We start from the raw sequence: 23304 nt of genomic DNA, 5'->3' as shown, positions 1-23304 counted from the left end.
GTCGCCAAGATCCTGAAGTAAGCAATACCCAGATGGGTAGAGTGGGCTCTCAAGCCCCTCTATCCATCTTTGCTGTAAAAGTAGTACTATGTATGGTTCCGCAAGCCGTCACGCAGGTGGCCCAGGCGGAAAGTGGTTGAAATGTAGTGCACGTGTAGTGTTTTAGGGGCATAGCTCAATTGGCAGAGCGTCGGTCTCCAAAACCGAAGGTTGTAGGTTCGATTCCTACTGCCCCTGCCACCGCCAGGATAAACCCGCGGGAGATCATCGCGAGTTACGCATTCACGGCGGCTCGCGTCGCAATATGTCTAATACCAGCGTAGAAACCGTAACCAGTACCGCCGACCGGGTGAAGCTCGGGCTGGCGGTTCTCGTCGTTATTGCTGGCATCGTCGGGTTTTCCGTGCTTAGCGCGCAACCGATGCCTGCACGTGTCGGCGTGTTCGTCGGCGGCCTCGTGATTGCAGCTGCGATCGCCTGGTTCAGCGAACCCGGCCGCCGCACCCTGAGCTTCGCCAGCGAGTCCTACAACGAAGTCAAGCGTGTCTCGTGGCCCACCCGCAAGGAAACGACCCAGATGACGGGCATCGTTTTCGCGTTCGTGGCGATCATGGGCATTTTCATGTGGGTGCTCGACAAGGGCATCGAATGGATTCTCTACGGCCTGCTGCTGGGCTGGAAATAAGGACGGCAAATGAGTAAGCGTTGGTATGTCGTCCATGTGTACTCCGGCATGGAGAAAAGCGTACACAAGGCCCTGATCGAGCGCATTGAGCGCGCGGGCCTGCAAACGTCTTTTGGCCAGATCCTTGTGCCCTCCGAAGAAGTCGTCGAGGTCAAGGGTGGTCAGAAGTCGATCACCGAACGCCGTATTTTCCCCGGTTACGTCCTGGTTGAAATGGACCTGACCGACGAAACGTGGCATTTGGTCAAGAACACCAACCGCGTCACCGGCTTTTTGGGTGGCTCGGGCAACCGTCCGACCCCGATTTCCGAAAAGGAAGTCGCGAAGATCCTCTCCCAGATGGAAGAGGGTGTCGAGAAACCCCGTCCCAAGATTCTGTTCGAAGTGGGCGAGATGGTTCGGGTCAAGGAAGGTCCGTTTGCGGACTTCAACGGCAACGTCGAAGAAGTCAACTACGAAAAGAGCAAGGTTCGCGTGTCGGTCACGATTTTTGGTCGTGCCACGCCCGTCGAACTCGATTTCAGCCAGGTCGAAAAGACCTGATTTCAACCCCCGGGGAGCCCTGGCCTTTGCGCTAGGGCGATATAACCCGCAAGGAGCAAAGCATGGCGAAGAAGATCGTCGGCTTTATCAAGCTGCAAGTACCGGCTGGTAAGGCTAACCCCTCCCCCCCGATTGGCCCGGCCCTGGGTCAGCGTGGCCTGAACATCATGGAATTCTGCAAGGCGTTCAACGCCAAGACCCAAGGCATGGAGCCTGGTCTGCCGATTCCGGTGGTGATCACCGCTTTCGCCGACAAGAGCTTCACCTTCATCATGAAGACCCCGCCCGCGACGGTCCTCATCAAGAAGGCCGCCGGTGTGCAGAAGGGTTCGTCCAAGCCGCATACCGACAAGGTCGGCACGCTGACCCGCGCCCAGGCTGAAGAAATCGCCAAGGCCAAGGGCCCCGATCTGACCGCCGCTGATCTGGACGCCGCTGTGCGTACGATCGCTGGCAGCGCCCGCAGCATGGGCATCACGGTTGAGGGGATCTAATCATGGCAAAACTGTCCAAGCGCGCCGCCGCCATTGCACAAAAGATCGACCGCACCAAGCTGTACCCGGTCGCCGAAGCCCTGACCCTGGTCAAGGAAACCGCTGTCGCCAAGTTCAATGAATCCATTGACGTGGCCGTGCAGCTCGGCATCGACCCGAAAAAGTCGGACCAACTGGTCCGCGGTTCGGTCGTGCTGCCCGCCGGCACCGGCAAGTCGGTCCGCGTGGCCGTGTTCGCCCAAGGCGACAAGGCTGAAGCCGCCAAGGCCGCCGGCGCCGACATCGTCGGTCTGGACGACCTGGCTGACGCGATCAAGGCCGGTCAAATGGACTTCGACGTCGTCATCGCCTCGCCCGACACGATGCGTGTCGTGGGTGCCCTGGGCCAGATCCTGGGTCCCCGTGGCCTGATGCCGAACCCGAAGGTCGGCACCGTGACGCCCGACGTCGCCACCGCTGTCAAGAACGCCAAGGCCGGTCAGGTTCAGTACCGTACCGACAAGGCTGGCATCATCCACGCAACGATCGGCCGTGCGTCGTTCGGCGTGGAACAGCTGCAAACCAACCTGGCCGCTCTGGTCGACGCCCTGCAAAAGGCTCGTCCCGCCGCGTCCAAGGGCATTTACCTGCGCAAGCTGGCCGTTTCGTCCACGATGGGCGGCGGTGCGCGCGTGGAAATTGCCTCGCTGTCGGCTTCCAACTAAGCCAACAGCAATAAACGTACTTTGGGCTGCATCCGGATTCCTCCGGATGTTGCTGTCAAAGACCGCTGGAGCAGGGCAGTGCGAAGGTTCTCCTTCCACTTGAAGCAGTGCCCCCGCTGCCCCGCTTAATCCCGAAGCTTGCAAAGTTCGGATCCAGCGTAGACGGCGTCCCCAGGAAGATTTCTTTACCCGAAGAACTCGACCAGGCGCCGCATTCGGTTGACGCGCAAGGCTCAGGCCCCAAGCGTCTTTTGATGGAGTGTTCAAACCGTGAGTCTCAATCGTCAAGAGAAAGCGGTGGTAATCGAGGAAGTCTCGGCCGAAGTGGCCAAGGCGCAATCGATTGTTATCGCCGAGTACCGTGGTCTGGACGTCGCCTCTGTCACCGTACTGCGCAAAACTGCGCGTGAATCGGGCGTGTATCTGCGTGTTCTGAAGAACTCGCTGGCCCGTCGTGCTGTTGCCGGCACGGCTTTCGAGCCGTTGGCTGAGCAACTGACCGGTCCGCTGATCTATGGCATCAGCACTGATCCGGTTTCGGCGGCCAAGGTCCTCGCAGGTTTCGCGAAAAGCAACGACAAGCTGGTCATCAAGGCGGGCGCTCTGCCCAACAGCCTGCTGAACCAAGAAGGTGTGAAGGCTCTGGCCACCATGCCCTCGCGCGAAGAGTTGCTGTCGAAACTGCTGGGCACCATGCAAGCCCCCATCGCGCAATTCGTGCGTACGCTCAACGAAGTTCCGACCAAGTTCGCCCGTGGCCTCGCCGCCGTGCGCGACCAGAAGGCAGCGGCTTAATCGCCCTCCTTCACGGAATTCGCTGAACGACCGAGCGACACCCAAACCCTGGCATTACCAAAATTTTTGGAGTTCTGAAAAATGGCACTTAACAAAGCTGAAATCCTTGACGCCATCGCTGGCATGACCGTGCTCGAGCTGTCCGAGCTGATCAAGGAAATGGAAGAGAAGTTCGGCGTGTCGGCTGCTGCCGCCGCTGTCGCTGTCGCTGCTCCCGCCGCTGGTGGCGCTGCCGCCGCTGCTGAAGAGCAAACCGAGTTCACCGTCGTTCTGACCGAAGCTGGCGCCAACAAGGTTAGCGTCATCAAGGCCGTGCGCGAGCTGACCGGTCTGGGTCTGAAGGAAGCCAAGGACCTGGTCGACGGCGCTCCGAAGCCCGTCAAGGAAGCTGTGGCCAAGGCTGACGCCGAAGCCGCCAAGAAGAAGCTGGAAGAAGCTGGCGCCAAGGTCGAAGTCAAGTAAGACCTGCGTCAATTTGCCCGGGGACAGCGCAGTTTGCAGTCCCCGGGCTTTTGCGTTTCCAGGAAACCCCTGCTGGGGTCATGCCCTTTCAGAGGGGTTTCCTGGAGTCGTATCACCTGGGGCCGTGGTTGACGGCCCATGCAACCTCGAGTCGGAGTGCTCATGCCTTACTCGTACACCGAAAAAAAGCGCATCCGCAAAAGCTTCGCCAAGCGTGAAGACGTTCAAAACGTTCCCTTCCTGTTGGCGACACAGCTTCAATCCTACCTAACTTTCCTGCAGGCGGATACCGCCCCGTCCGATCGCGTAGCCGACGGTTTGCAGGCGGCGTTTTCGTCGATTTTCCCGATCGTTAGTCACAACGGTATGGCGCGCTTGGAGTTCGTGAGCTATGTGCTCGGCGAACCGGTGTTCGATGTCAAGGAATGTCAGCAACGTGGCTTGACCTATGCCTCGCCCCTGCGAGCCAAGGTCCGCCTGGTGCTGCTTGACCGCGAAGTCAGCAAGCCCACCGTCAAGGAAGTGAAGGAACAGGAAGTCTACATGGGCGAAATTCCGCTCATGACGGGCACCGGTTCGTTCGTCATCAATGGCACCGAGCGTGTCATCGTGTCCCAGCTGCACCGTTCGCCGGGCGTGTTCTTCGAGCACGACCGCGGCAAGACGCACAGCTCGGGCAAGCTCCTGTTCTCGGCCCGCGTGATTCCTTACCGCGGCTCGTGGCTGGACTTCGAATTCGACCCGAAGGACGTCCTGTTCTTCCGTGTCGACCGCCGTCGCAAGATGCCTGTCACGATCCTGTGCAAGGCCATCGGCATGACGCCGGAATCGATCCTGGCCAACTTCTTCGATTTCGATAACTTCGAATTGAAGAGCGAAGGCGCCATGATGGAATTCGTGGCCGAGCGTTGGAAGGGCGAAATGGCCCGTTTCGACATCGCGGACCGCTCGGGCAAGGTGATTGTCGAAAAAGACAAGCGCATCAACGCCAAGCATCTGCGCGACTTGGCTGCCGGTGGCATCCAGCGCATCTCCGTGCCGGAAGACTTCCTGTACGGCCGCGTGCTGGCCAAGAACATCGTTGACGCGGACACCGGCGAGGTCATCGCCAACGCCAACGACGAGATCACGGAAAGCGTGTTGGCCGCCTTGCGCGCCGCCAACGTGCACGACATCCAGACGCTCTACACGAACGACCTGGACCGCGGCCCGTACATCTCGCAAACGCTGCGTACCGATGAAACCGCCGACCAGATGGCCGCGCGCGTTGCCATCTACCGCATGATGCGTCCTGGCGAACCGCCCACCGAAGAAGCCGTGGAAGCGCTGTTCCAACGCCTGTTCTACAGCGAAGAAACGTACGATCTGTCGCGCGTTGGCCGCATGAAGGTCAACAGCCGTCTGGGCCGTGGTGAAGACATCACCGGTCCGATGACGCTGACCAACGAAGACATCCTTGAAACCATCAAGGTGCTGGTTGAGCTGCGTAACGGCCGTGGCCAGATCGATGACATCGATCACTTGGGCAACCGTCGCGTGCGTTGCGTGGGCGAACTGGCCGAAAATCAGTTCCGCGCCGGCCTCGTGCGTGTCGAACGCGCCGTCAAGGAACGTCTGGGCCAGGCCGAGACCGAAAACCTGATGCCGCACGACCTGATCAACTCCAAGCCGATCTCGGCTGCCATCAAGGAGTTCTTCGGTTCGAGCCAGCTGTCGCAGTTCATGGACCAGACCAACCCGCTGTCGGAAATCACGCACAAGCGTCGTGTTTCCGCACTGGGCCCGGGCGGCCTGACGCGCGAGCGCGCCGGCTTCGAAGTTCGTGACGTGCACCCGACCCACTACGGCCGTGTCTGCCCGATCGAAACGCCGGAAGGCCCGAACATCGGCCTGATCAACTCCATGGCGCTGTACGCTCGCTTGAACGAGTACGGCTTCCTGGAAACGCCTTACCGCAAGATTATCGATGGCCGCGTCAGCGAGCAGATCGATTACCTGTCGGCCATCGAAGAGAGCCACTACGTCATCGCGCAGGCTAACGCCGCGCTCGACGAAGACGGCAAGTTCGTGGACGACCTGGTGGCTTGCCGTGAAGCCGGCGAAACCATGTTGACCGCTCCGGCCAACGTGCACTACATGGACGTTGCACCGTCGCAGATCGTGTCGGTCGCTGCCTCGCTGATTCCGTTCCTGGAGCACGACGACGCGAACCGCGCACTGATGGGCGCCAACATGCAACGTCAGGCCGTGCCTTGCCTGCGTCCGGAAAAGCCGGTCGTGGGTACGGGTATCGAGCGCACCGTGGCCGTTGACTCGGGCACCACCGTGCAAGCGCTGCGTGGCGGCCTGGTCGACCACGTCGACGCCGAGCGCGTGGTTATCCGCGTGAACGACGAAGAAAACGTCGCCGGCGAAGTCGGCGTCGATATCTACAACCTGATCAAGTACACGCGTTCCAACCAGAACACGAACATCAACCAGCGTCCCATCGTCAAGCGTGGCGACAAGGTCGCCAAGGGTGACGTGCTGGCCGACGGCGCATCGACCGACCTGGGCGAACTCGCCCTGGGTCAGAACATGCTGATCGCGTTCATGCCCTGGAACGGCTACAACTTCGAAGACTCGATCCTGATCTCCGAAAAGGTTGTGGCTGACGATCGCTACACCTCGGTGCACATCGAGGAACTGACGGTCGTGGCTCGCGACACGAAGCTCGGTCCGGAAGAAATCACGCGCGACATCAGCAACCTGGCTGAGACGCAACTGAACCGTCTGGACGATTCGGGCATCACGTACATCGGCGCCGAAGTCAGCGCCGACGACGTGCTGGTCGGCAAGGTCACGCCCAAGGGCGAAACCCAGCTGACGCCGGAAGAAAAGCTGCTGCGCGCCATCTTCGGTGAAAAGGCGTCCGACGTTAAGGACACCTCGCTGCGCGTGCCCTCGGGCATGACAGGCACCGTGATCGACGTGCAAGTGTTCACGCGTGAAGGCATCGTGCGCGACAAGCGCGCCCAGTCCATCATCGACGATGAACTGCGCCGTTATCGCCAGGACCTGAACGACCAGCTGCGCATCGTTGAGAACGACCAGTTCGACCGTATCGAAAAGATGCTGGTCAACAAGACCGTCAACGGCGGCCCGCGCAAGCTGGCCAAGGGCGCCACGATCACCAAGGCCTACCTGGCTGATCTGGACCGCTGGCAGTGGTTCGACATCCGTCTGGCCGATGAGCCGCACGCTGTCGTGCTGGAACAGGCCAAGGAATCGCTCGAGCAGAAGCGTCACCAGTTCGATCTGGCGTTCGAAGAAAAGCGCAAGAAGCTGACGCAAGGCGACGAGCTGCCCCCGGGCGTGCTGAAGATGATCAAGGTCTACCTGGCCGTGAAGCGTCGTCTGCAGCCTGGTGACAAGATGGCAGGCCGTCACGGCAACAAGGGCGTGGTCTCGCGCATCACCCCGGTGGAAGACATGCCGCACATGGCTGACGGCACGCCGGCCGACATCGTTCTGAACCCGCTGGGCGTGCCCTCGCGGATGAACGTCGGTCAGGTGCTGGAAGTGCACTTGGGCTGGGCTGCCAAGGGCGTGGGTCACCGCATCGCCGATCTGCTGCGCGACGAGCGCACTGCGCAGGTCAAGAACGTCCGCGCCTACCTGGACAAGGTCTACAACACGACCGGCACCGGTGCGCGCATTGACGAGCTGACCGACGAAGAAGTCATGGAAATGGCCCAGAACCTCAAGAACGGCGTGCCGTTCGCGACGCCCGTCTTCGACGGCGCGACCGAAGAGGAAATCACCACGATGCTGGAACTGGCCTATCCGGACGACGTCGCCAAGCGCATGGCGCTGACGCCTTCGCGTACCCAGGCGTGGCTGTACGACGGCCGCACGGGCGAGAAGTTCGAGCGCCCCGTGACGGTCGGCTACATGCACTACCTGAAGCTGCACCACTTGGTCGACGACAAGATGCACGCGCGTTCCACCGGTCCGTACTCGCTCGTTACCCAGCAGCCGCTGGGCGGCAAGGCGCAGTTCGGTGGCCAGCGTTTCGGGGAAATGGAAGTGTGGGCGCTGGAAGCATACGGCGCCGCCTACACCCTGCAAGAAATGCTGACGGTGAAGTCGGACGACATCAACGGCCGTACCAAGGTTTACGAAAACATCGTCAAGGGCGACCACGTCATCGACGCCGGCATGCCGGAATCGTTCAACGTGCTGGTCAAGGAAATCCGCTCGTTGGCCCTGGACATGGATTTGGAGCGTAACTAATGAAAGCGCTACTCGACCTCTTTAAGCAAGTCTCGCAAGACGAGCAGTTCGATGCCATCAAGATCGGCATCGCCTCGCCCGAGAAGATCCGTTCGTGGTCTTACGGCGAAGTTCGCAAGCCCGAGACCATCAACTACCGCACGTTCAAGCCCGAGCGCGACGGCCTGTTCTGCTCCAAGATCTTTGGCCCGATCAAAGACTACGAGTGCTTGTGCGGCAAGTACAAGCGCCTGAAGCATCGTGGCGTGATCTGCGAAAAGTGCGGCGTTGAAGTTACCGTTGCCAAGGTTCGCCGTGAACGTATGGGCCACATCGAGCTGGCCAGCCCCGTCGCGCACATCTGGTTCCTGAAGAGCCTGCCGTCGCGTCTGGGCATGGTGCTCGACATGACCCTGCGCGACATCGAACGCGTGCTGTACTTCGAAGCCTGGTGCGTGATCGAACCTGGCATGACGCCGCTCAAGCGCGGCCAGATCATGTCGGATGACGATTTCCTCGCCAAGACCGAAGAATACGGCGACGACTTCCGTGCCCTGATGGGCGCCGAAGCCGTGCGTGAACTGCTGCGCACCATCGACATCGATCGCGAAGTGGAAACGCTGCGCGGCGAACTGAAGGCCACCAGCTCGGAAGCCAAGATCAAAAAGATCTCCAAGCGCCTGAAGGTGCTGGAAGGCTTCCAGAAGTCGGGCATCAAGGCCGAGTGGATGGTCATGGAAGTGCTGCCCGTGCTGCCGCCGGACCTGCGTCCGCTGGTGCCGCTGGACGGCGGCCGCTTCGCGACCTCCGACCTGAACGACCTGTACCGCCGCGTCATCAACCGCAACAACCGCTTGAAGCGCCTGTTGGAGCTCAAGGCGCCGGAAATCATCCTGCGCAACGAAAAGCGGATGCTGCAGGAAGCCGTTGACTCGCTGCTGGACAACGGTCGCCGCGGCAAGGCCATGACGGGCGCCAACAAGCGCCAGCTCAAGTCCCTGGCCGACATGATCAAGGGCAAGAGCGGTCGTTTCCGTCAGAACCTGCTGGGCAAGCGCGTCGACTACTCGGGCCGTTCGGTCATCGTGGTGGGTCCGCAGCTCAAGCTGCACCAGTGCGGCCTGCCCAAGCTGATGGCCCTGGAACTGTTCAAGCCGTTCATCTTCAATCGTCTGGAGATGATGGGCCTGGCCACGACCATCAAGGCTGCCAAGAAGCTGGTGGAAAGCCAGGAACCGGTGGTCTGGGACATCCTGGAAGAAGTCATCCGCGAACACCCGGTCATGCTGAACCGTGCGCCCACGCTGCACCGTTTGGGCATCCAGGCGTTCGAGCCGGTCCTGATCGAAGGCAAGGCCATCCAGCTGCACCCGCTGGTTTGCGCGGCGTTCAACGCCGACTTCGACGGTGACCAGATGGCCGTTCACGTGCCGCTGTCGCTGGAAGCCCAGCTCGAAGCGCGCACGCTGATGCTGGCCTCGAACAACGTGCTGTTCCCGGCTAACGGCGAACCGTCGATCGTGCCGTCCCAGGATATCGTGCTGGGTCTGTACTACACGACGCGCGAGCGCATCAACGGCAAGGGCGAAGGCATTTTCTTCACCGACGTCGCTGAAGTGCAGCGTGCCTACGACAACGGCGAAGTCGAACTGCAAACCCGTATCACCGTGCGTCTGAAAGAGCACGAGCGCGACGAAGCAGGCGAATGGCAACCGGTTATCCGTCGTCACGAAACGACGGTCGGCCGCGCGCTGCTGTCCGAGATCCTGCCCAAGGGCCTGCCCTTCACCGTCCTGAACAAGGCGCTGAAGAAGAAGGAAATCTCGCGCCTGATCAACCAGTCGTTCCGCCGTTGCGGCCTGCGCGACACGGTGATCTTCGCTGACAAGCTGATGCAGTCCGGCTTCAAGCTGGCCACGCGCGGCGGTATCTCCATCGCCATGGGCGACATGCTGATCCCGACCGCCAAGGAAGGCATCCTGGCCGAAGCCAGCCGCGAAGTGAAGGAAATCGACAAGCAGTACTCGTCGGGTCTGGTCACGTCCCAGGAACGCTACAACAACGTGGTGGACATCTGGGGCAAGGCTGGCGACAAGGTCGGCAAGGCGATGATGGAACAACTGGCCACCGAGCCCGTGATCAACCGTCACGGCGAAGAAGTGCGCCAGGAATCGTTCAACTCCATCTACATGATGGCTGACTCGGGCGCCCGCGGTTCGGCCGCCCAGATCCGCCAGCTGGCCGGTATGCGCGGCCTGATGGCCAAGCCGGACGGTTCCATTATCGAAACGCCCATTACCGCGAACTTCCGTGAAGGCCTGAACGTACTCCAGTACTTCATCTCGACCCACGGTGCGCGTAAGGGTCTGGCCGATACGGCACTGAAGACCGCAAACTCGGGCTACCTGACCCGTCGTCTGGTCGACGTGACGCAAGACTTGGTGATCACCGAGGACGATTGCGGTACGTCGCAGGGCTACAACATGAAGGCCCTGGTGGAAGGCGGTGAAGTCATCGAGCCGTTGCGTGACCGTATCCTCGGCCGCGTGGCTGCCGTGGATATCGTCAACCCGGACACGCAGGAAACGGCCATCACCGCCGGCACCCTGCTGGACGAAGACATGGTCGACATGATCGACCGCATCGGCGTGGACGAAGTCAAGGTCCGCACCCCGCTGACGTGCGAAACGCGTCACGGTCTGTGCGCACACTGCTACGGCCGCGACCTCGGCCGCGGCTCGCCGGTCAACCAGGGCGAAGCGGTGGGCGTTATCGCCGCCCAGTCCATCGGTGAACCGGGCACGCAGCTCACGATGCGTACGTTCCACATCGGTGGCGCGGCATCGCGTTCGGCTCTGGCCAGCGCGGTGGAAACCAAGTCCAGCGGCGTGGTCGGCTTTGCCAGCACGATGCGCTACGTCACCAACGCCAAGGGCGAACGCGTTGCGATTTCGCGCTCGGGCGAACTGGCGATCTTCGACGACAACGGCCGCGAACGCGAACGCCACAAGATCCCGTACGGCGCGACCGTGCTGGTGGGCGATGGCGAAGCCGTCAAGGCCGGCGCGCGTCTGGCGACGTGGGATCCGCTGACCCGTCCGATCGTGTCGGAATACGGTGGCGCCGTGCGCTTCGAGAACATCGAAGAAGGCGTGACCGTTGCCAAGCAGGTGGACGAAGTCACCGGCCTGTCGACGCTCGTCGTCATCACGCCCAAGACCCGTGGCGGCAAGATCGTCATGCGTCCGCAGATCAAGCTGGCCAACGAGAACGGCGAAGACGTCAAGATCGCCGGCACCGATCACTCGGTGAACATCTCGTTCCCGGTGGGCGCGCTGATTACCGTGCGCGACGGCCAGCAGGTTGCCGTGGGTGAAGTTCTGGCGCGTATTCCGCAAGAATCGCAAAAGACCCGCGACATTACCGGCGGTCTGCCGCGTGTGGCCGAACTGTTCGAAGCCCGTTCGCCGAAGGATGCCGGCATGCTCGCCGACGTCACCGGTACGGTTTCGTTCGGCAAGGACACCAAGGGCAAGCAGCGTCTGGTCATCACCGACCTGGAAGGCGTGAGCCACGAGTTCCTGATTCCGAAGGAAAAGCAGGTTCTGGTGCACGACGGCCAGGTGGTGAACAAGGGCGAAATGATCGTGGACGGCCCGGCCGATCCCCACGACATCCTGCGCCTGCAAGGCATCGAGAAGCTGGCGACGTACATCGTCGACGAAGTGCAGGACGTTTACCGTCTGCAGGGCGTGAAGATCAACGACAAGCACATCGAAGTGATTGTTCGTCAGATGCTGCGCCGTGTGAACATCGTCGATGCGGGCGATACCGAGTTCATCCCGGGCGAGCAGGTCGAGCGCTCCGAGCTGCTGAACGAGAACGACCGCGTCAACGCTGAAGACAAGCGTCCGGCTTCGTACGACAACGTGCTGCTGGGTATCACGAAGGCCTCGCTGTCGACCGACTCGTTCATCTCGGCCGCTTCGTTCCAGGAAACCACGCGTGTCCTGACCGAAGCCGCCATCATGGGCAAGCGCGACGACCTGCGTGGCCTGAAGGAAAACGTCATCGTCGGCCGCCTGATTCCGGCGGGTACCGGCCTGGCGTACCACCACGCCCGTCGCGACAAGGAAGCGCTGGAGGCGGCGGAACGCGAAGCCGCTCGCCAGCTGGCCAACCCGTTCGAAGACTCGCCGGTCACGGTGGGCTCGGATGCCGATGTCCCGTCGCTCGACGTGGGCAGCGACGACGCCGCCGAGTAATCGGCCCGTCCGGAACATCCCCCGCGCAGTCCTGGCGGGGGAGGCCAGAAGCAAAAAGGCCGCTGATGCGAATCAGCGGCCTTTTTTTCGCCCGAATGGGGTGTTTTTGTCTTACTTGGCCGCTTGGCCTTTGGCGCGTTGGAACGCCGGACCCCAGGCGGGGTGGCCGGCCTCGTTGGGGGCCAGTTCGAAAACCGGGTCCAGTTGCAGGATCCGGGCGAAGCTGTCTTCGCAAAGCTGGGGATAACGGCTGACGCAGTAGCTGAACGCCTGCAGCTTGTAGGCTTCGATGCGCACGGCCTTGCTGGATGCTGCCAGTTCGTCGGACTTGGCCACCCGCCGGATGACCTCGCCATAGTGGCCGGCGCTGTACTGGTCGCGGACGTCCTGCAGCTGTTGCAGCGCTTCAGGCGTGGGCGGCTTTTCAGGGGCGGCGGAAGGCAGGCCGGCGCAGCCGGCCAGAAGAGCCGATAATCCAATCAGGGTGCCGAAGAGGCGAATTTTCATAGGCGTTCAACGAATCAAGGGAATTTGGCGATACGCTATCGTGCCACAGCCTGATGCGCTCGGACATTTTCGGCAATGTCCTTGCGTAACGGATTGGATAATATCCGCTTATCAGCCCTAAACCCGTCTTGCGACCGTCTTCGCAGTATTTTGACTATGTCTTCATCCGTCGGCCTGCATACGCCGCGTAGCCCGTTTTCCGGGGCTGCGCCGCTCGCCTTGCGCCCTTTGAGCGCCATCGCTGCCAGCGCGGCGGGTGGCGTGCCGGAATCGCGCATCAAGCGTTTGCTGTCGGATTTGCTGCCCTCGTTGATGGGCCTGCACGCGCAGGGTGAAATATGCGGCGACATTTCCGTGGATACGGTCGGTATGGACGAAGGCGCCCGCGCGCATTTGTTGCCCGAACTGGCCGTGCCGCGGTCGCGCCGCGCCGGCGTTACGCCGGCACCGGGATTCGCGCCGTTCGAGCTCTACACCGATTCGGCCGAGTGGCCGCGTGGCCCCTGGACCGACGTCTACGCACTGTGCGCCGTCATGCATGCCCTGGTCATCGGCCAACGGCCGCCGCCGGCCCCCGAACGTCGGGCCACCGACAGCTACGAACCGCTGGCATCGTTGGGCCTGGCCAAGTACACCCCGGCCTTTCTGGCCGTGATCGACCAAGGTTTGTCGATGCTGCCCGCCGACCGGCCGCAAACCCTGGCCGAACTGGCCGCCATGCTGGATATCTCGGCCTATGCCGAGACGTCTCCGGCGGCCAACGAGGCGTCGGTGGCCGAAGTGGCCGCAGCGCCGGCTGCGCCTGTGTTGCCCGCCGCCAGCAAGCCGCGCGGCGCCGGCCGCCCGTTGCTGGCGTTGCTATTGTTGGTGGCGCTGATGGGCGGGGGGATCTATGCCTGGGTCCATACCGGCATGGGCTCGACCCATTCCCTCATCACCCGTTCCGAAGTGGTGCAGCCCAATCCGCCTGCGGTACTGCCCGCGCCGGGCGGGTCAACGCTGACGCCGGAATTGCCGGTGGCGGCCTATCGCGGGGCCGAATCAGGCACTGCCAACCCGGGCACACCGGGGCCTGATCCCTTCGCCCCAGCATCGACGACGCCAGGGACGGCGACTCCGGGAACGGTCGCCCCGGGCGCGGCGCCTGGACCGTCTGCAGCAGGGTCCGCTGCGTCCGGACCGGCGGGCGCTTCGCCCGCGGCTGCCGGCCCGACTGGCGCGACGTCTGAGAACACGCCTTCCGCGCCGGCTCCCGCAGACCCGGCACAGGGCAGCGCGGCGCCTGCGCACGAGCTGGCACCACCCGCTGCCGCGGCCCAGGACGAGACGCCCAAGCCCAAACCCGTACCGGTCCAGGTGCGCCTGGATATTCGCCCCTGGGGCGAGGTCTGGATCAACGGCATCGCACGCGGCATCAGTCCGCCGGTGAAGGAAGTGCGGCTGATTCCGGGCAAGTACCAGGTCGTGCTGCGCAATGCCGATTTGCCGCCTTATCGGGCGACGCTCGAGGTCAAGGCGGGGAAACCGACGGTCATCTCGCACGTTTTCCAATAGCGCGGTGGCCGGCCTGCTGCTAGTCGGCCCGGCCTTCTTCGGGCGCCATCGGCAATTGCAGCGTAAACGTCGAGCCCGCGCCCAGTTCACTGGTCACTTCGACCTTGCCGCCGTGGCGCTGTGCCACCGTACGCACGAACGCCAGCCCCAGTCCGGCCCCGCCCACATCTGCCTTGGTATCGACGCCGACCCGTGCGAACGGTTCGAACAGCTGGGCCAGGTCCTGTGGCGCAATGCCTTGTCCGTGATCACGCACCGACGCCTGCCAGTAGCCAGGTGCGGCATCGATGCCGCACTCGATGCGGGTCTGCGCAGGGCTGTACTTGATGGCGTTGTCGATCAGGTTGCACAGCGCCCGCATCAGCAGTGTCTGGTCGCCGCGCACATACGCCGCCGGTAGCGGCGTGCGCACGACCAGTTCGATGCCTCGCTTGTGCGCCGATGCCCAGAACTCATCAACCCCATCCTGCAAGAGGCTGCCCAGGTCCAGTTCGACGGCGTTGATGGCCATCGACTCCGCCCGCGTGAGATGCACGAAATCATCGACCAGATGCAACGTGCGGTTGGCCAGCGCCGCGATACGCGTCAAGGTCTCGTCCTTGCCGGGCGCCGCGCCGATTTCCTGCGTCATCTCGACCAGCGCCAGAATCGAGCTTTGCGGCGCACGCATGTCGTGCGATATGAAGCGCAGGGTTTCTTCGCGCTGGCGTTCGGCGTGACGGATGCCGGAGATGTCGGTCAAGGTGGCGACCGTACCGGCGAAATTGCCCTCGGCGGTGTGGATTGGCGCGCATTTCAGGATCAGGTCGCGGCCGGCGCGATCGCGTACTTCCAGGTCCGCGCTCCAGGGCGATTGGTCTGACGCCGCACCCTGGCCGCTCAGCACCTGCGCGACGCGTTGACGTGCCGAGTCGTCGCTGATGGTCTTCTCGAGCAGGTGCGTGGCGGGATGGCCGACGCGCGGCGGACGCATGCCCAGCCGCTGAAAGTACATGACCGCGGCCTGGTTGCGAAACTGCATGCGGCCTTCCTGGTCGAACACCAGGGTTGCGTCCGGCATGCCATCCAGGCCGTCGGCCAGGAATCGACGCAGGTTGCGCACGCGCGCCAGCGCCCGTCGCAATTCACCGACACGGCTTTCGAGCGATGCGGTCGGACCGTTGAACTGCGCCCGGGCTTCGTTCAGCACGGGAGGGTATTCGCGCTGCAGTCGGCGCAACTCGGTATCCATGTAGCGCAGGGCCGCCTCCTGACTGCGCCAGCTCCACAAGGGATAGCACAGCGCCACGCCGATCAACGCAGCCGTCGGCGCAAACCATAGATAGCTGTGACCCAGCAGCAGCAGACTGGATATCAGCACCAGGGCCAGCAGGCCGATGTTGACCAGCAGCGCGTGGTTGGGCGACAGCCGCCACAGTGCCAGACAGGCAAGCAGCACGGGCAGTGCGGAAAACAGGGCGTTGAGCCAGGGGGCGGGCGGTTGAAAGGCGATGTCGTCGTTGGCGGCTTGCAGGAGGTTGGCGATGATCTCCACGCCAGGCATGCCGCTGACCTCGTGCGAGACGGGCGTAGTGTAGGCATCGCCCAGGCCGGTCGCCCACGCGCCCACCAGCACGTATTTGCCGCGCAGCTGCTCTGGGGGCACATCGCCGCGCAACACGGAAAGATAGGACACCGCCCGCGTATGCGCGGCGGGGCCTGCGTAGGGGATCAGGATGCTGCCGTCCGGCCGGGCGCGCCGCAGCAGGTTGTCGCTCAGCGCCGCCTGTCCGCCGACATCAAGCATGCTCAGGGCGAAGTGACGCCAGTGCTCGCCGGCAAAGCCGACGGTCAGCACCGCCGATCGCAACACGCCGTCGGCATCCATGCTGGCGTTGATGAAGCCGCTGCCGGCCGCGGCCTGCGCCAGGATGGGAATGGGCGTGCTGATGGAGGACGGGTAGACCAGTCGATCGAGCACCACGGGCAGCACGGTGTGGCCGTTGCGCCGGATGCTGTCGGCCAGGATGGCGTCGTCGCCAGGGTGGACGGTATCGGGTTCGGCAAAGATCAGGTCCAGCCCGACCGCACGCGCGCCTTGCAGGCGATCCAGCAACGCCGCGTGCACGGCGCGGCGCCAAGGCCAGCGACCCAACGCTTCGATGCTGGTGTCGTCGATCGCCACGATCAAGATGTCCGGCGACATGTCGCGTCCGGTGAGGGCGACGGCCCGATCGTAGAGAATCTGGTCGACCCGGCCCAGGCCGTTGAATGAACCCAATAACGCCGCCAACAGCGCCAGCACCACCGTCAACCACAGCCCTGATCGCGAGGTCCGGTCGATGGGGTCGGTGGCGTCCGGCATGCCGCTAGAACTCAGTCAACGTCACGAACCCGCCGGAACCGGTGGCCACACCCAGGCCGCTGCTGGTCATCAGCAGGTTCACGCCCGTGAACGTGGCCGTGGCATCCGCGCCGCCCAGGCCCAGTTCGTCGATGGCGCGCACCGATACATAGAATGTGCCGGGACCGGGGGCGCTGAAACGGATATCAGAGCTTTCGAACTGCCTGGATGACACGGGCTGCGTGCCATCGGCATCGCGCGACACGCGCACCAGGTAGCCCTTGGCGCCGGGCACGGGGGCGAAGGCGCTGGTCCAGGCGCCGCCGCCGGCTCGAACAGGTTCGCCCAGCTGCGGGGCAGCCAGCAGCGGCCGCACGCCGGATACCTGGCCGTTCACACCGATGGCCGCGCCAAAGCCCTTTGCCACCGCGACAGGCCGAGCCGGCGCTTCGCCGGGCGCGTGCGGCTGCAGCCGCACGCTGCCCTCCAGGACTTCGCTATGCACGCCTTGGCTACCGCTTTGCACGCGGAACCGCGTACCGCGTACGCCGGTGACGGCGACGGGGGTGCGGACCTCGAAGCGGCCCACGCCTTGCCCGGTCGGCGCGACGGTGGATTCGACACTGCCGCGTTCGACGTGGATGACGGAATCTGTCAGGTCGGTGCCTTCGAATTGGCGCAGGCGAGTCAGCTCCACGGCGCCGTCGGCCGGCAGCGTCAGCTTGGAGCCATCGGCCAGTTCCAGCGTGACGAAGCCGTTGGGGGCCGTGACGACCTTACTGCCTTCGGCCACGTTGGCGCCAGGCTTGAGCGCCTGGCCATTCAGGTTGGCCTGGCCGCTGACGTGCACGACACGCGCGTCGGCCGGCCGCTCGGGAATCATCGATAGCGGAATGCGCAACTCCAGGCCGATAGGCAGGCGCTCCGGCGTGGTGACGCTGTTCAGCGTCTGCAACGGACTCCAGTTGGCCGGGTTGCGCGTGTAGGTCGAGGCGATGTTGATCAGCGTGTCGCCTTGGCGCACGCGGTAGATGAAGTTCTCTCCCAGCGCGCCGGCGGGTTGGCTATGCGAGGAAGTGGCGAGCAGCAGGCCGGAAAGCAGGGCAAGCAAAGAAAGCGCGCGGCAGCGGCTCATGACTTTCAAATCTCCAGGTAATACCCGCCAGGCGCTAAGGCGCGGGGGGCGGACTGTCTTCGGACGGGCTGATCAATTCCAGCCGGTAGCCGAGCGCATACGACGAGCTCAGGCGCACGCCATGTTCCGGACGCAGCTGCAGCTTTTGCCGGATGTTGGACAGGTGCGTGTCCAGCGTGCGGGAGGTCGCGGGGATCTCGCGGTTCCAGACGCACTCAGCCAATACGTCGCGCGACATGAGGCGGCCCAGATTGCGAAAGAACAGCAGCGCGAGTTCGAACTCTTTGGGCGCCAGCGCAACCGGCGAGCCATTGAGCGAAATCGTGCGGGGAGCGGGCTCGATGCGGTAGTTCGCGATATCGAACGCCTCGTTGGCGGGCTCGGCGATCTGGCTGCGACGCAGCAGGGCGGCGACGCGCGCCAGCAATTCCAGCGGCCGCAGCGGCTTGACGATGTAGTCGTCGGCACCCGCCCGCAACCCTTCGACCAGGTCGTCTTCGCTGGACCGGTTGGTCAGGAAGATGACCGGCACGCGCGGTCCGATGTTGGCGCGCAGCCAGCGCACCACATCATCGCCGTCGATATCGGGCAGGTGCCAGTCCAGCAGCACCAGGTCGAAGGTCTCGTTGCGCAACGCGGCAAGCAGGTCGCGGCTTTGTTGGTAGCTGGTGCAGGTGTATCCGGCGGCAGTCAGGACTTGCTGGATGCGTCTTGCCTGGTCCAGGTCGTCTTCCAGCGACGCGATTTTCATCAGACGTGGTCTCGCGAAGGTTGGCTGCGCAAGCGCGCCCTGTGGCGCCCTACTGCAAGAAGGGAAAGGAATTGTGTAATGGAATGATAACTCGCGTCGCGTCACTGTTGGCTACGTTGTGCCAAGAACTGTCAAACATTGCAAAGTTAACGAATCTTGACTGGAGTTGTTGCACAACAACGGGCCAAACTGTCCTAACCGTCCAGTCAACCGGCGCGGTCTGCCGGGAACTGGGGGGACGAAGGGATGGAAAGAACATATGAATCAATTGCGCGTACTGATGATGTCGCCGGACGAGGCTGCACGTAACACCGCTGTGTCCGCACTGCTTCAAGCTGGGATTTCGGCCCGTGGCTGCTCGACGTCCCTGGAACTGTTTGGCCTGCTCAGCAATGGCACCTATGACGCCGTCGTGCTGAACGTGGGCACGCTGGGCGAGGTTGGCTATGCCCTGGTTGCCCGCCTGCACGGCTCTTCCTCGCTGGGAATCGTGGTGATGGGGAACAATCTGTCCCTGGATACCCGCTTGCGCTGCCTGCAGAGCGGGGCCGACGCCTGCCTGCCGCCGCCGCAGGATCCCCGCGAGCTCGCCTGCATCCTGCTGGCCCTGGCGCGCCGCCTGCCGGCCGGCCAGGACAGCACGACTGTGGAAGAACCCGTGATGGGGCAGTGGGAGCTGCGCGACCAGGGCTGGACGCTGGCGGCGCCTTCGGGCGCGACGATTTCGCTGTCGGCCAACGAACGCCTGATCGTGCGGTCTCTGCTGGAAGTGGCAGGCCGGGCCGTCGGGCGCAACGAGCTTGGCGATGAACTGCGGGTGGAAGGCGGGGGCGCACGCTCCAGCGGCTCGCGCAGCATCGATGTGATCGTCAGCCGCCTGCGGCGCAAGGCCGAACTGGCCGGCGTGATGTTGCCGATCCGCACGGTCTACGGCAGCGGTTACCTGTTCGCCGACCAATAACCGCCCGCGCCGCCAGGCCCGGGGGTACACTGCCCACCGGACTACCGGTTCCAACCGATCCGGCCCAACGCTCGCGCGCCTGCCGCGGCCGTGTCGGCCCGCTGGCAACCTGCGGCGGCACCACCGCCCCGGTGGCATCGCCTTCCGTCGCGATAATTTGGCCCCATTTTTGTCGACCTGGGTCCGACCTGCGCCTAACACGCTGTCTTTTGCCGGCAACGCGCTTGCGCGTGGCGCTTACAAAAGATTTTGACAGTGCGCCCTGATCTAAGCTATGCTAAAGGGCTTACTGCTTTATTCGCGCGCAAAGTTTGATACCACCGACTGGCGTATCAAGGCGCCAGGAAGACAGGTCCGGCCAATCCCAAGCAATGCCTTGCCATGCATCACCTGCATGGCACAGCTGAACTTGGCGGCCCAAGGCCAAAGGGGTGCGTCACGAGCCCCCGTCAACCGACGCTGCCATTTGACGGTCTCAGGTTTGTGCGTTTGTCATGGTTTGTTGGCAAGCCCGCTCTTTTACGTATACGAACGTTTGAGGCGGTTTTGCGCGAACTGCCTTCTCCGAAAGTTCTTTGCTTGAGGAGACGAGTACGTAAGTACTTACCAGTGGTACGTAAAAGGGATTTCAAAGGTCATGCCTACCATTAGCCAACTCGTGCGCAAGCCGCGCGAAGTCAGCATCATCAAAAGCAAGAGCCCCGCGCTCGAAAACTGCCCGCAACGCCGCGGCGTGTGCACTCGCGTGTACACCACCACCCCCAAGAAGCCGAACTCCGCTCTGCGCAAGGTTGCCAAAGTGCGTCTGACCAACGGTTACGAAGTCATTTCGTACATCGGCGGTGAAGGCCACAACCTGCAAGAGCACTCGGTGGTTCTGGTGCGTGGCGGTCGTGTGAAGGACTTGCCCGGTGTGCGTTATCACATCGTGCGCGGTTCCCTCGACCTGCAAGGCGTCAAGGATCGTAAGCAAGCCCGCTCGAAGTACGGCGCCAAGCGCCCGAAGAAGGCTTAATAACGAGTCAGCAGTACCCCCGCGTGGCGGCCATTCGCCATTAGGGAAGTGCAACCGCGCCGTCCGGAGTATGGGAAGGTGCGCGGCACGTAAGGGGTCGTCCTATTGGGCGGCCATGGCCGTGTAATGAAACACGGTTCAACTGAACAGACACAAGGAAGCAACAATGCCCCGTCGTCGCGAAGTACCCAAGCGCGAGATCCTGCCCGATCCCAAGTTCGGCAGCGTCGAGCTCGCCAAGTTCATGAACGTCGTCATGCTGGACGGCAAGAAGGCCGTCGCCGAGCGCATCGTCTACGGTGCCCTCGAGCAAGTGCAAACCAAGACCGGCAAAGAGCCGATCGAAGTTTTCAGCCTGGCGATCAACAACATCAAGCCGATCGTCGAAGTGAAGAGCCGCCGCGTTGGCGGTGCCAACTACCAAGTGCCGGTTGAAGTGCGCCCCGTGCGCCGCCTGGCCCTGGCTATGCGTTGGCTCCGTGAAGCCGCCAAGAAGCGTGGCGAGAAGTCGATGGATCTGCGTCTTGCTGGCGAACTGATCGACGCCTCCGAAGGTCGTGGCGCCGCAATGAAGAAGCGCGAAGACACGCACAAGATGGCAGAGGCCAACAAGGCCTTCAGCCATTTCCGCTGGTAATTTAAGGACTAATCCACCATGGCCCGCAAAACCCCGATCGAGCGCTATCGCAACATTGGTATCTCTGCGCACATCGATGCAGGGAAAACCACCACGACCGAACGTATCCTGTTCTACACCGGCGTCAATCACAAGATTGGCGAAGTGCATGATGGCGCAGCCACCATGGACTGGATGGAACAAGAGCAAGAGCGTGGCATCACCATTACGTCGGCAGCTACGACGGCGTTTTGGCGTGGCATGGCCGGCAACTACCCCGAGCACCGCATCAACATCATCGACACCCCGGGCCACGTGGACTTCACCATCGAGGTGGAGCGTTCCATGCGCGTCCTGGACGGTGCCTGCATGGTCTACTGCGCGGTGGGCGGTGTTCAGCCCCAGTCCGAAACCGTGTGGCGTCAAGCCAATAAGTACGGCGTGCCGCGTCTGGCGTTCGTCAACAAGATGGACCGCACCGGCGCGAACTTCTTCAAGGTCTATGACCAGCTGAAGACGCGTCTGCGCGCGAACCCCGTGCCCATCGTGATCCCCATCGGCGCCGAAGACACGTTCCAAGGCGTGGTCGATCTGGTCAAGATGAAGGCCATCATCTGGGACGAAGCCAGCCAAGGCACCAAGTTCGACTACAAGGACATTCCGGCTGAGCTGGAAGGCGTCGCGAACGAATGGCGTGAAAAGCTGGTTGAAGCCGCCGCTGAGTCGTCGGAAGAGCTGATGAACAAGTACCTGGAAACGGGTTCCTTGGACGAAGCCGAAATCAACCTGGCCATCCGTCAACGCACCATCGCTGGCGAAATCCAGCCGATGCTGTGCGGCACCGCCTTCAAGAACAAGGGCGTGCAGCGCATGCTGGACGCGGTCATCGACTACCTGCCTTCGCCCGTGGACATTCCCCCGGTCGACGGCATGGACGACGACGGCAATCCCGTGCAGCGTAACGCTGACGACGGCGAGAAGTTCTCGGCCCTGGCTTTCAAGCTGATGAGCGATCCGTTCGTGGGTCAACTGACCTTCGTGCGCGTTTACTCGGGCGTCCTGAAGTCGGGCGATACGGTCTACAACCCCATCAAGGGCAAGAAGGAACGTATCGGCCGCATTCTGCAGATGCACGCGAACAACCGCGAAGAAATCAAGGAAGTGTTGGCAGGCGACATCGCCGCCGTGGTGGGTCTGAAAGACGTGACCACCGGCGAAACGCTGTGCGACATCGACTCCCACATCCTGCTCGAACGCATGGTGTTCCCGGAGCCCGTGATTTCGCAGGCTGTTGAACCCAAGTCGAAGGCTGACCAGGAAAAGATGGGTCTGGCGCTGTCGCGTCTGGCTCAGGAAGATCCGTCGTTCCGCGTGCGCAGCGACGAAGAATCCGGCCAAACCATCATTTCCGGCATGGGCGAGCTGCACCTGGAAATTCTGGTCGACCGCATGAAGCGCGAATTCGGCGTGGAAGCGAACGTCGGCAAGCCCCAGGTGGCTTACCGCGAAACCATCCGCAAGACCTGCGACGAAGTTGAAGGCAAGTTCGTCAAGCAGTCGGGCGGTCGTGGTCAGTACGGTCACGTGGTTCTGAAGGTCGAGCCGTTGGCTCCTGGCGGTGGCTACGAATTCGTGGACGCCATCAAGGGCGGTGTGGTTCCTCGCGAATACATCCCCGCGGTGGACAAGGGCATCCAGGAAACGCTGCCTTCGGGCGTGCTGGCTGGCTACCCGATCGTCGACGTCAAGGTCACGCTGTTCTTCGGTTCGTACCACGATGTGGACTCGAACGAAAACGCGTTCAAGATGGCCGGCTCCATGGCATTCAAGGAAGGTCTGCGCAAGGCCAGCCCCGTGCTGCTGGAACCGATGATGGCCGTTGAAGTCGAAACGCCTGAAGACTACGCTGGCACCGTGATGGGCGATCTGTCCTCGCGTCGCGGCATGGTTCAGGGCATGGACGACATGGTTGGCGGCGGCAAGACCATCAAGGCCGAAGTTCCGCTGGCCGAGATGTTCGGTTACGCCACGAACCTGCGTTCGCTGACGCAAGGTCGTGCCACGTACACGATGGAATTCAAGCATTACTCCGAGGCCCCCAAGAACGTCGCTGACGAAGTCATCGCCGCTCGGGCCAAGTAAATAACCCTTGTCGGGGCTGCCCATCCGGGCGGTCCTGGCAGAAATCCAAGTTTCCTTGAAAGTTAAAGGATAGAGATCATGGCAAAAGGCAAGTTTGA

17 protein-coding genes and 1 tRNA gene are annotated in these 23304 nt (G+C 62.7%); 14 read left to right on the top strand and 4 right to left on the bottom strand.

Annotated elements, in window-relative coordinates; translation table 11 throughout:
* Positions 1–164: 164 nt before the first annotated feature.
* The 9 genes from U858_RS0132900 (at position 165) to rpoC (ending at position 12202) form a co-directional block, all read left to right on the top strand.
* Positions 165–240 (top strand) — tRNA-Trp (locus tag U858_RS0132900).
* A gap of 64 nt (positions 241–304) precedes the next feature.
* A complete protein-coding gene (gene secE, locus U858_RS0132895; protein WP_025141330.1) occupies positions 305–685 on the top strand; it encodes a preprotein translocase subunit SecE in 381 nt (126 codons plus the stop codon).
* Between the two features lie 9 nt (positions 686–694).
* Positions 695–1228 carry a transcription termination/antitermination protein NusG gene (gene nusG, locus U858_RS0132890; protein WP_025141329.1) on the top strand — a complete coding sequence of 178 codons (534 nt, stop codon included), beginning with the start codon at positions 695–697 and terminating at the stop codon, positions 1226–1228.
* Positions 1229–1290: 62 nt separating this feature from the next.
* The gene (rplK, locus tag U858_RS0132885) at positions 1291–1722 is read left to right on the top strand and encodes a 50S ribosomal protein L11 (RefSeq protein ID WP_006389587.1); all 432 of its coding nucleotides are present in this window, start codon (positions 1291–1293) and stop codon (positions 1720–1722) included.
* A gap of 2 nt (positions 1723–1724) precedes the next feature.
* Positions 1725–2426, top strand: a complete 702-nt coding sequence (gene rplA / locus U858_RS0132880; RefSeq protein ID WP_025141328.1) for a 50S ribosomal protein L1 — start codon at positions 1725–1727, stop codon at positions 2424–2426.
* A 270-nt stretch (positions 2427–2696) separates the two neighbouring features.
* Complete coding sequence (rplJ, locus tag U858_RS0132875; RefSeq protein ID WP_025141327.1) at positions 2697–3221, top strand: 50S ribosomal protein L10; 525 nt, start codon at positions 2697–2699, stop codon at positions 3219–3221.
* A gap of 81 nt (positions 3222–3302) precedes the next feature.
* Positions 3303–3683: a 50S ribosomal protein L7/L12 gene (gene rplL / locus U858_RS0132870; RefSeq protein WP_013397031.1), complete on the top strand. Its 381-nt coding sequence runs from the start codon at positions 3303–3305 to the stop codon at positions 3681–3683.
* A gap of 162 nt (positions 3684–3845) precedes the next feature.
* Positions 3846–7958, top strand: coding sequence for a DNA-directed RNA polymerase subunit beta (gene rpoB / locus U858_RS0132865; RefSeq protein ID WP_025141326.1), 4113 nt, complete (start codon positions 3846–3848; stop codon positions 7956–7958).
* Complete coding sequence (gene rpoC / locus U858_RS0132860) at positions 7958–12202, top strand: DNA-directed RNA polymerase subunit beta' (RefSeq protein ID WP_025141325.1); 4245 nt, start codon at positions 7958–7960, stop codon at positions 12200–12202. Before rpoB ends, rpoC begins: the two co-directional genes overlap by 1 nt.
* A 111-nt stretch (positions 12203–12313) precedes the next feature.
* On the opposite strand, the gene U858_RS0132855 is transcribed toward rpoC, so the two are convergent.
* Positions 12314–12709 (bottom strand): TssQ family T6SS-associated lipoprotein, encoded by a 396-nt coding sequence (locus U858_RS0132855; protein WP_025141324.1) that lies wholly within the window; start codon positions 12707–12709, stop codon positions 12314–12316.
* A 156-nt stretch (positions 12710–12865) separates the two neighbouring features.
* Between U858_RS0132855 and U858_RS0132850 the strand changes: the two genes are divergently transcribed.
* The gene (locus tag U858_RS0132850; protein ID WP_025141323.1) at positions 12866–14263 is read left to right on the top strand and encodes a serine/threonine protein kinase; all 1398 of its coding nucleotides are present in this window, start codon (positions 12866–12868) and stop codon (positions 14261–14263) included.
* Between the two features lie 19 nt (positions 14264–14282).
* Here U858_RS0132850 and U858_RS0132845 read toward each other — a convergent pair whose 3' ends face one another.
* The 3 genes from U858_RS0132845 to U858_RS0132835 are packed head-to-tail and all read right to left on the bottom strand — an operon-like array spanning position 14283 to position 18472.
* Entirely contained in the window at positions 14283–16607 is a 2325-nt protein-coding gene (locus U858_RS0132845; protein ID WP_025141322.1) for a CHASE2 domain-containing protein, read from the bottom strand.
* Between the two features lie 4 nt (positions 16608–16611).
* On the bottom strand, positions 16612–17721 hold the full coding sequence (locus U858_RS0132840) for a FecR domain-containing protein (protein WP_025141321.1): 1110 nt from the start codon (positions 17719–17721) through the stop codon (positions 16612–16614).
* 34 nt (positions 17722–17755) lie between these two features.
* Positions 17756–18472: a response regulator transcription factor gene (locus tag U858_RS0132835; RefSeq protein WP_025141320.1), complete on the bottom strand. Its 717-nt coding sequence runs from the start codon at positions 18470–18472 to the stop codon at positions 17756–17758.
* 259 nt (positions 18473–18731) lie between these two features.
* Here U858_RS0132835 and U858_RS0132830 point away from each other — a divergent pair, with 259 nt between their 5' ends.
* The 4 genes from U858_RS0132830 (at position 18732) to fusA (ending at position 23206) form a co-directional block, all read left to right on the top strand.
* Positions 18732–19433 carry a response regulator transcription factor gene (locus U858_RS0132830; RefSeq protein ID WP_025141319.1) on the top strand — a complete coding sequence of 234 codons (702 nt, stop codon included), beginning with the start codon at positions 18732–18734 and terminating at the stop codon, positions 19431–19433.
* A gap of 637 nt (positions 19434–20070) precedes the next feature.
* Positions 20071–20448, top strand: coding sequence for a 30S ribosomal protein S12 (gene rpsL, locus U858_RS0132825; protein WP_005017264.1), 378 nt, complete (start codon positions 20071–20073; stop codon positions 20446–20448).
* 166 nt (positions 20449–20614) lie between these two features.
* Complete coding sequence (rpsG, locus tag U858_RS0132820) at positions 20615–21085, top strand: 30S ribosomal protein S7 (RefSeq protein WP_006216561.1); 471 nt, start codon at positions 20615–20617, stop codon at positions 21083–21085.
* Positions 21086–21103: 18 nt separating this feature from the next.
* Positions 21104–23206 (top strand): elongation factor G, encoded by a 2103-nt coding sequence (gene fusA, locus U858_RS0132815; protein WP_025141318.1) that lies wholly within the window; start codon positions 21104–21106, stop codon positions 23204–23206.
* Positions 23207–23304: the final 98 nt, after the last annotated feature.

It is taken from the genome of Achromobacter sp. DH1f (genome assembly GCF_000633435.1).
In the GTDB taxonomy this organism is placed as follows: domain Bacteria; phylum Pseudomonadota; class Gammaproteobacteria; order Burkholderiales; family Burkholderiaceae_B; genus Achromobacter; species Achromobacter deleyi.
The sequence above is the reverse complement of the archived record's forward strand: the minus strand, read 5'-3'. Positions and strand labels throughout refer to the sequence as shown.

What these genes read in the sequence shown, in the direction of transcription:
- secE (WP_025141330.1), top strand. Translation starts at nt 305, where the DNA reads ATGTCTAATACCAGCGTAGAAACCGTAACCAGTACCGCCGACCGGGTG.
- nusG (WP_025141329.1), top strand. Translation starts at nt 695, where the DNA reads ATGAGTAAGCGTTGGTATGTCGTCCATGTGTACTCCGGCATGGAGAAA.
- rplK (WP_006389587.1), top strand. Translation starts at nt 1,291, where the DNA reads ATGGCGAAGAAGATCGTCGGCTTTATCAAGCTGCAAGTACCGGCTGGT.
- rplA (WP_025141328.1), top strand. Translation starts at nt 1,725, where the DNA reads ATGGCAAAACTGTCCAAGCGCGCCGCCGCCATTGCACAAAAGATCGAC.
- rplL (WP_013397031.1), top strand. Translation starts at nt 3,303, where the DNA reads ATGGCACTTAACAAAGCTGAAATCCTTGACGCCATCGCTGGCATGACC.
- rpoB (WP_025141326.1), top strand. Translation starts at nt 3,846, where the DNA reads ATGCCTTACTCGTACACCGAAAAAAAGCGCATCCGCAAAAGCTTCGCC.
- rpoC (WP_025141325.1), top strand. Translation starts at nt 7,958, where the DNA reads ATGAAAGCGCTACTCGACCTCTTTAAGCAAGTCTCGCAAGACGAGCAG.
- U858_RS0132855 (WP_025141324.1), bottom strand. Translation starts at nt 12,709, where the DNA reads ATGAAAATTCGCCTCTTCGGCACCCTGATTGGATTATCGGCTCTTCTG.
- U858_RS0132850 (WP_025141323.1), top strand. Translation starts at nt 12,866, where the DNA reads ATGTCTTCATCCGTCGGCCTGCATACGCCGCGTAGCCCGTTTTCCGGG.
- U858_RS0132845 (WP_025141322.1), bottom strand. Translation starts at nt 16,607, where the DNA reads ATGCCGGACGCCACCGACCCCATCGACCGGACCTCGCGATCAGGGCTG.
- U858_RS0132840 (WP_025141321.1), bottom strand. Translation starts at nt 17,721, where the DNA reads ATGAGCCGCTGCCGCGCGCTTTCTTTGCTTGCCCTGCTTTCCGGCCTG.
- U858_RS0132835 (WP_025141320.1), bottom strand. Translation starts at nt 18,472, where the DNA reads ATGAAAATCGCGTCGCTGGAAGACGACCTGGACCAGGCAAGACGCATC.
- U858_RS0132830 (WP_025141319.1), top strand. Translation starts at nt 18,732, where the DNA reads ATGAATCAATTGCGCGTACTGATGATGTCGCCGGACGAGGCTGCACGT.
- rpsL (WP_005017264.1), top strand. Translation starts at nt 20,071, where the DNA reads ATGCCTACCATTAGCCAACTCGTGCGCAAGCCGCGCGAAGTCAGCATC.
- rpsG (WP_006216561.1), top strand. Translation starts at nt 20,615, where the DNA reads ATGCCCCGTCGTCGCGAAGTACCCAAGCGCGAGATCCTGCCCGATCCC.
- fusA (WP_025141318.1), top strand. Translation starts at nt 21,104, where the DNA reads ATGGCCCGCAAAACCCCGATCGAGCGCTATCGCAACATTGGTATCTCT.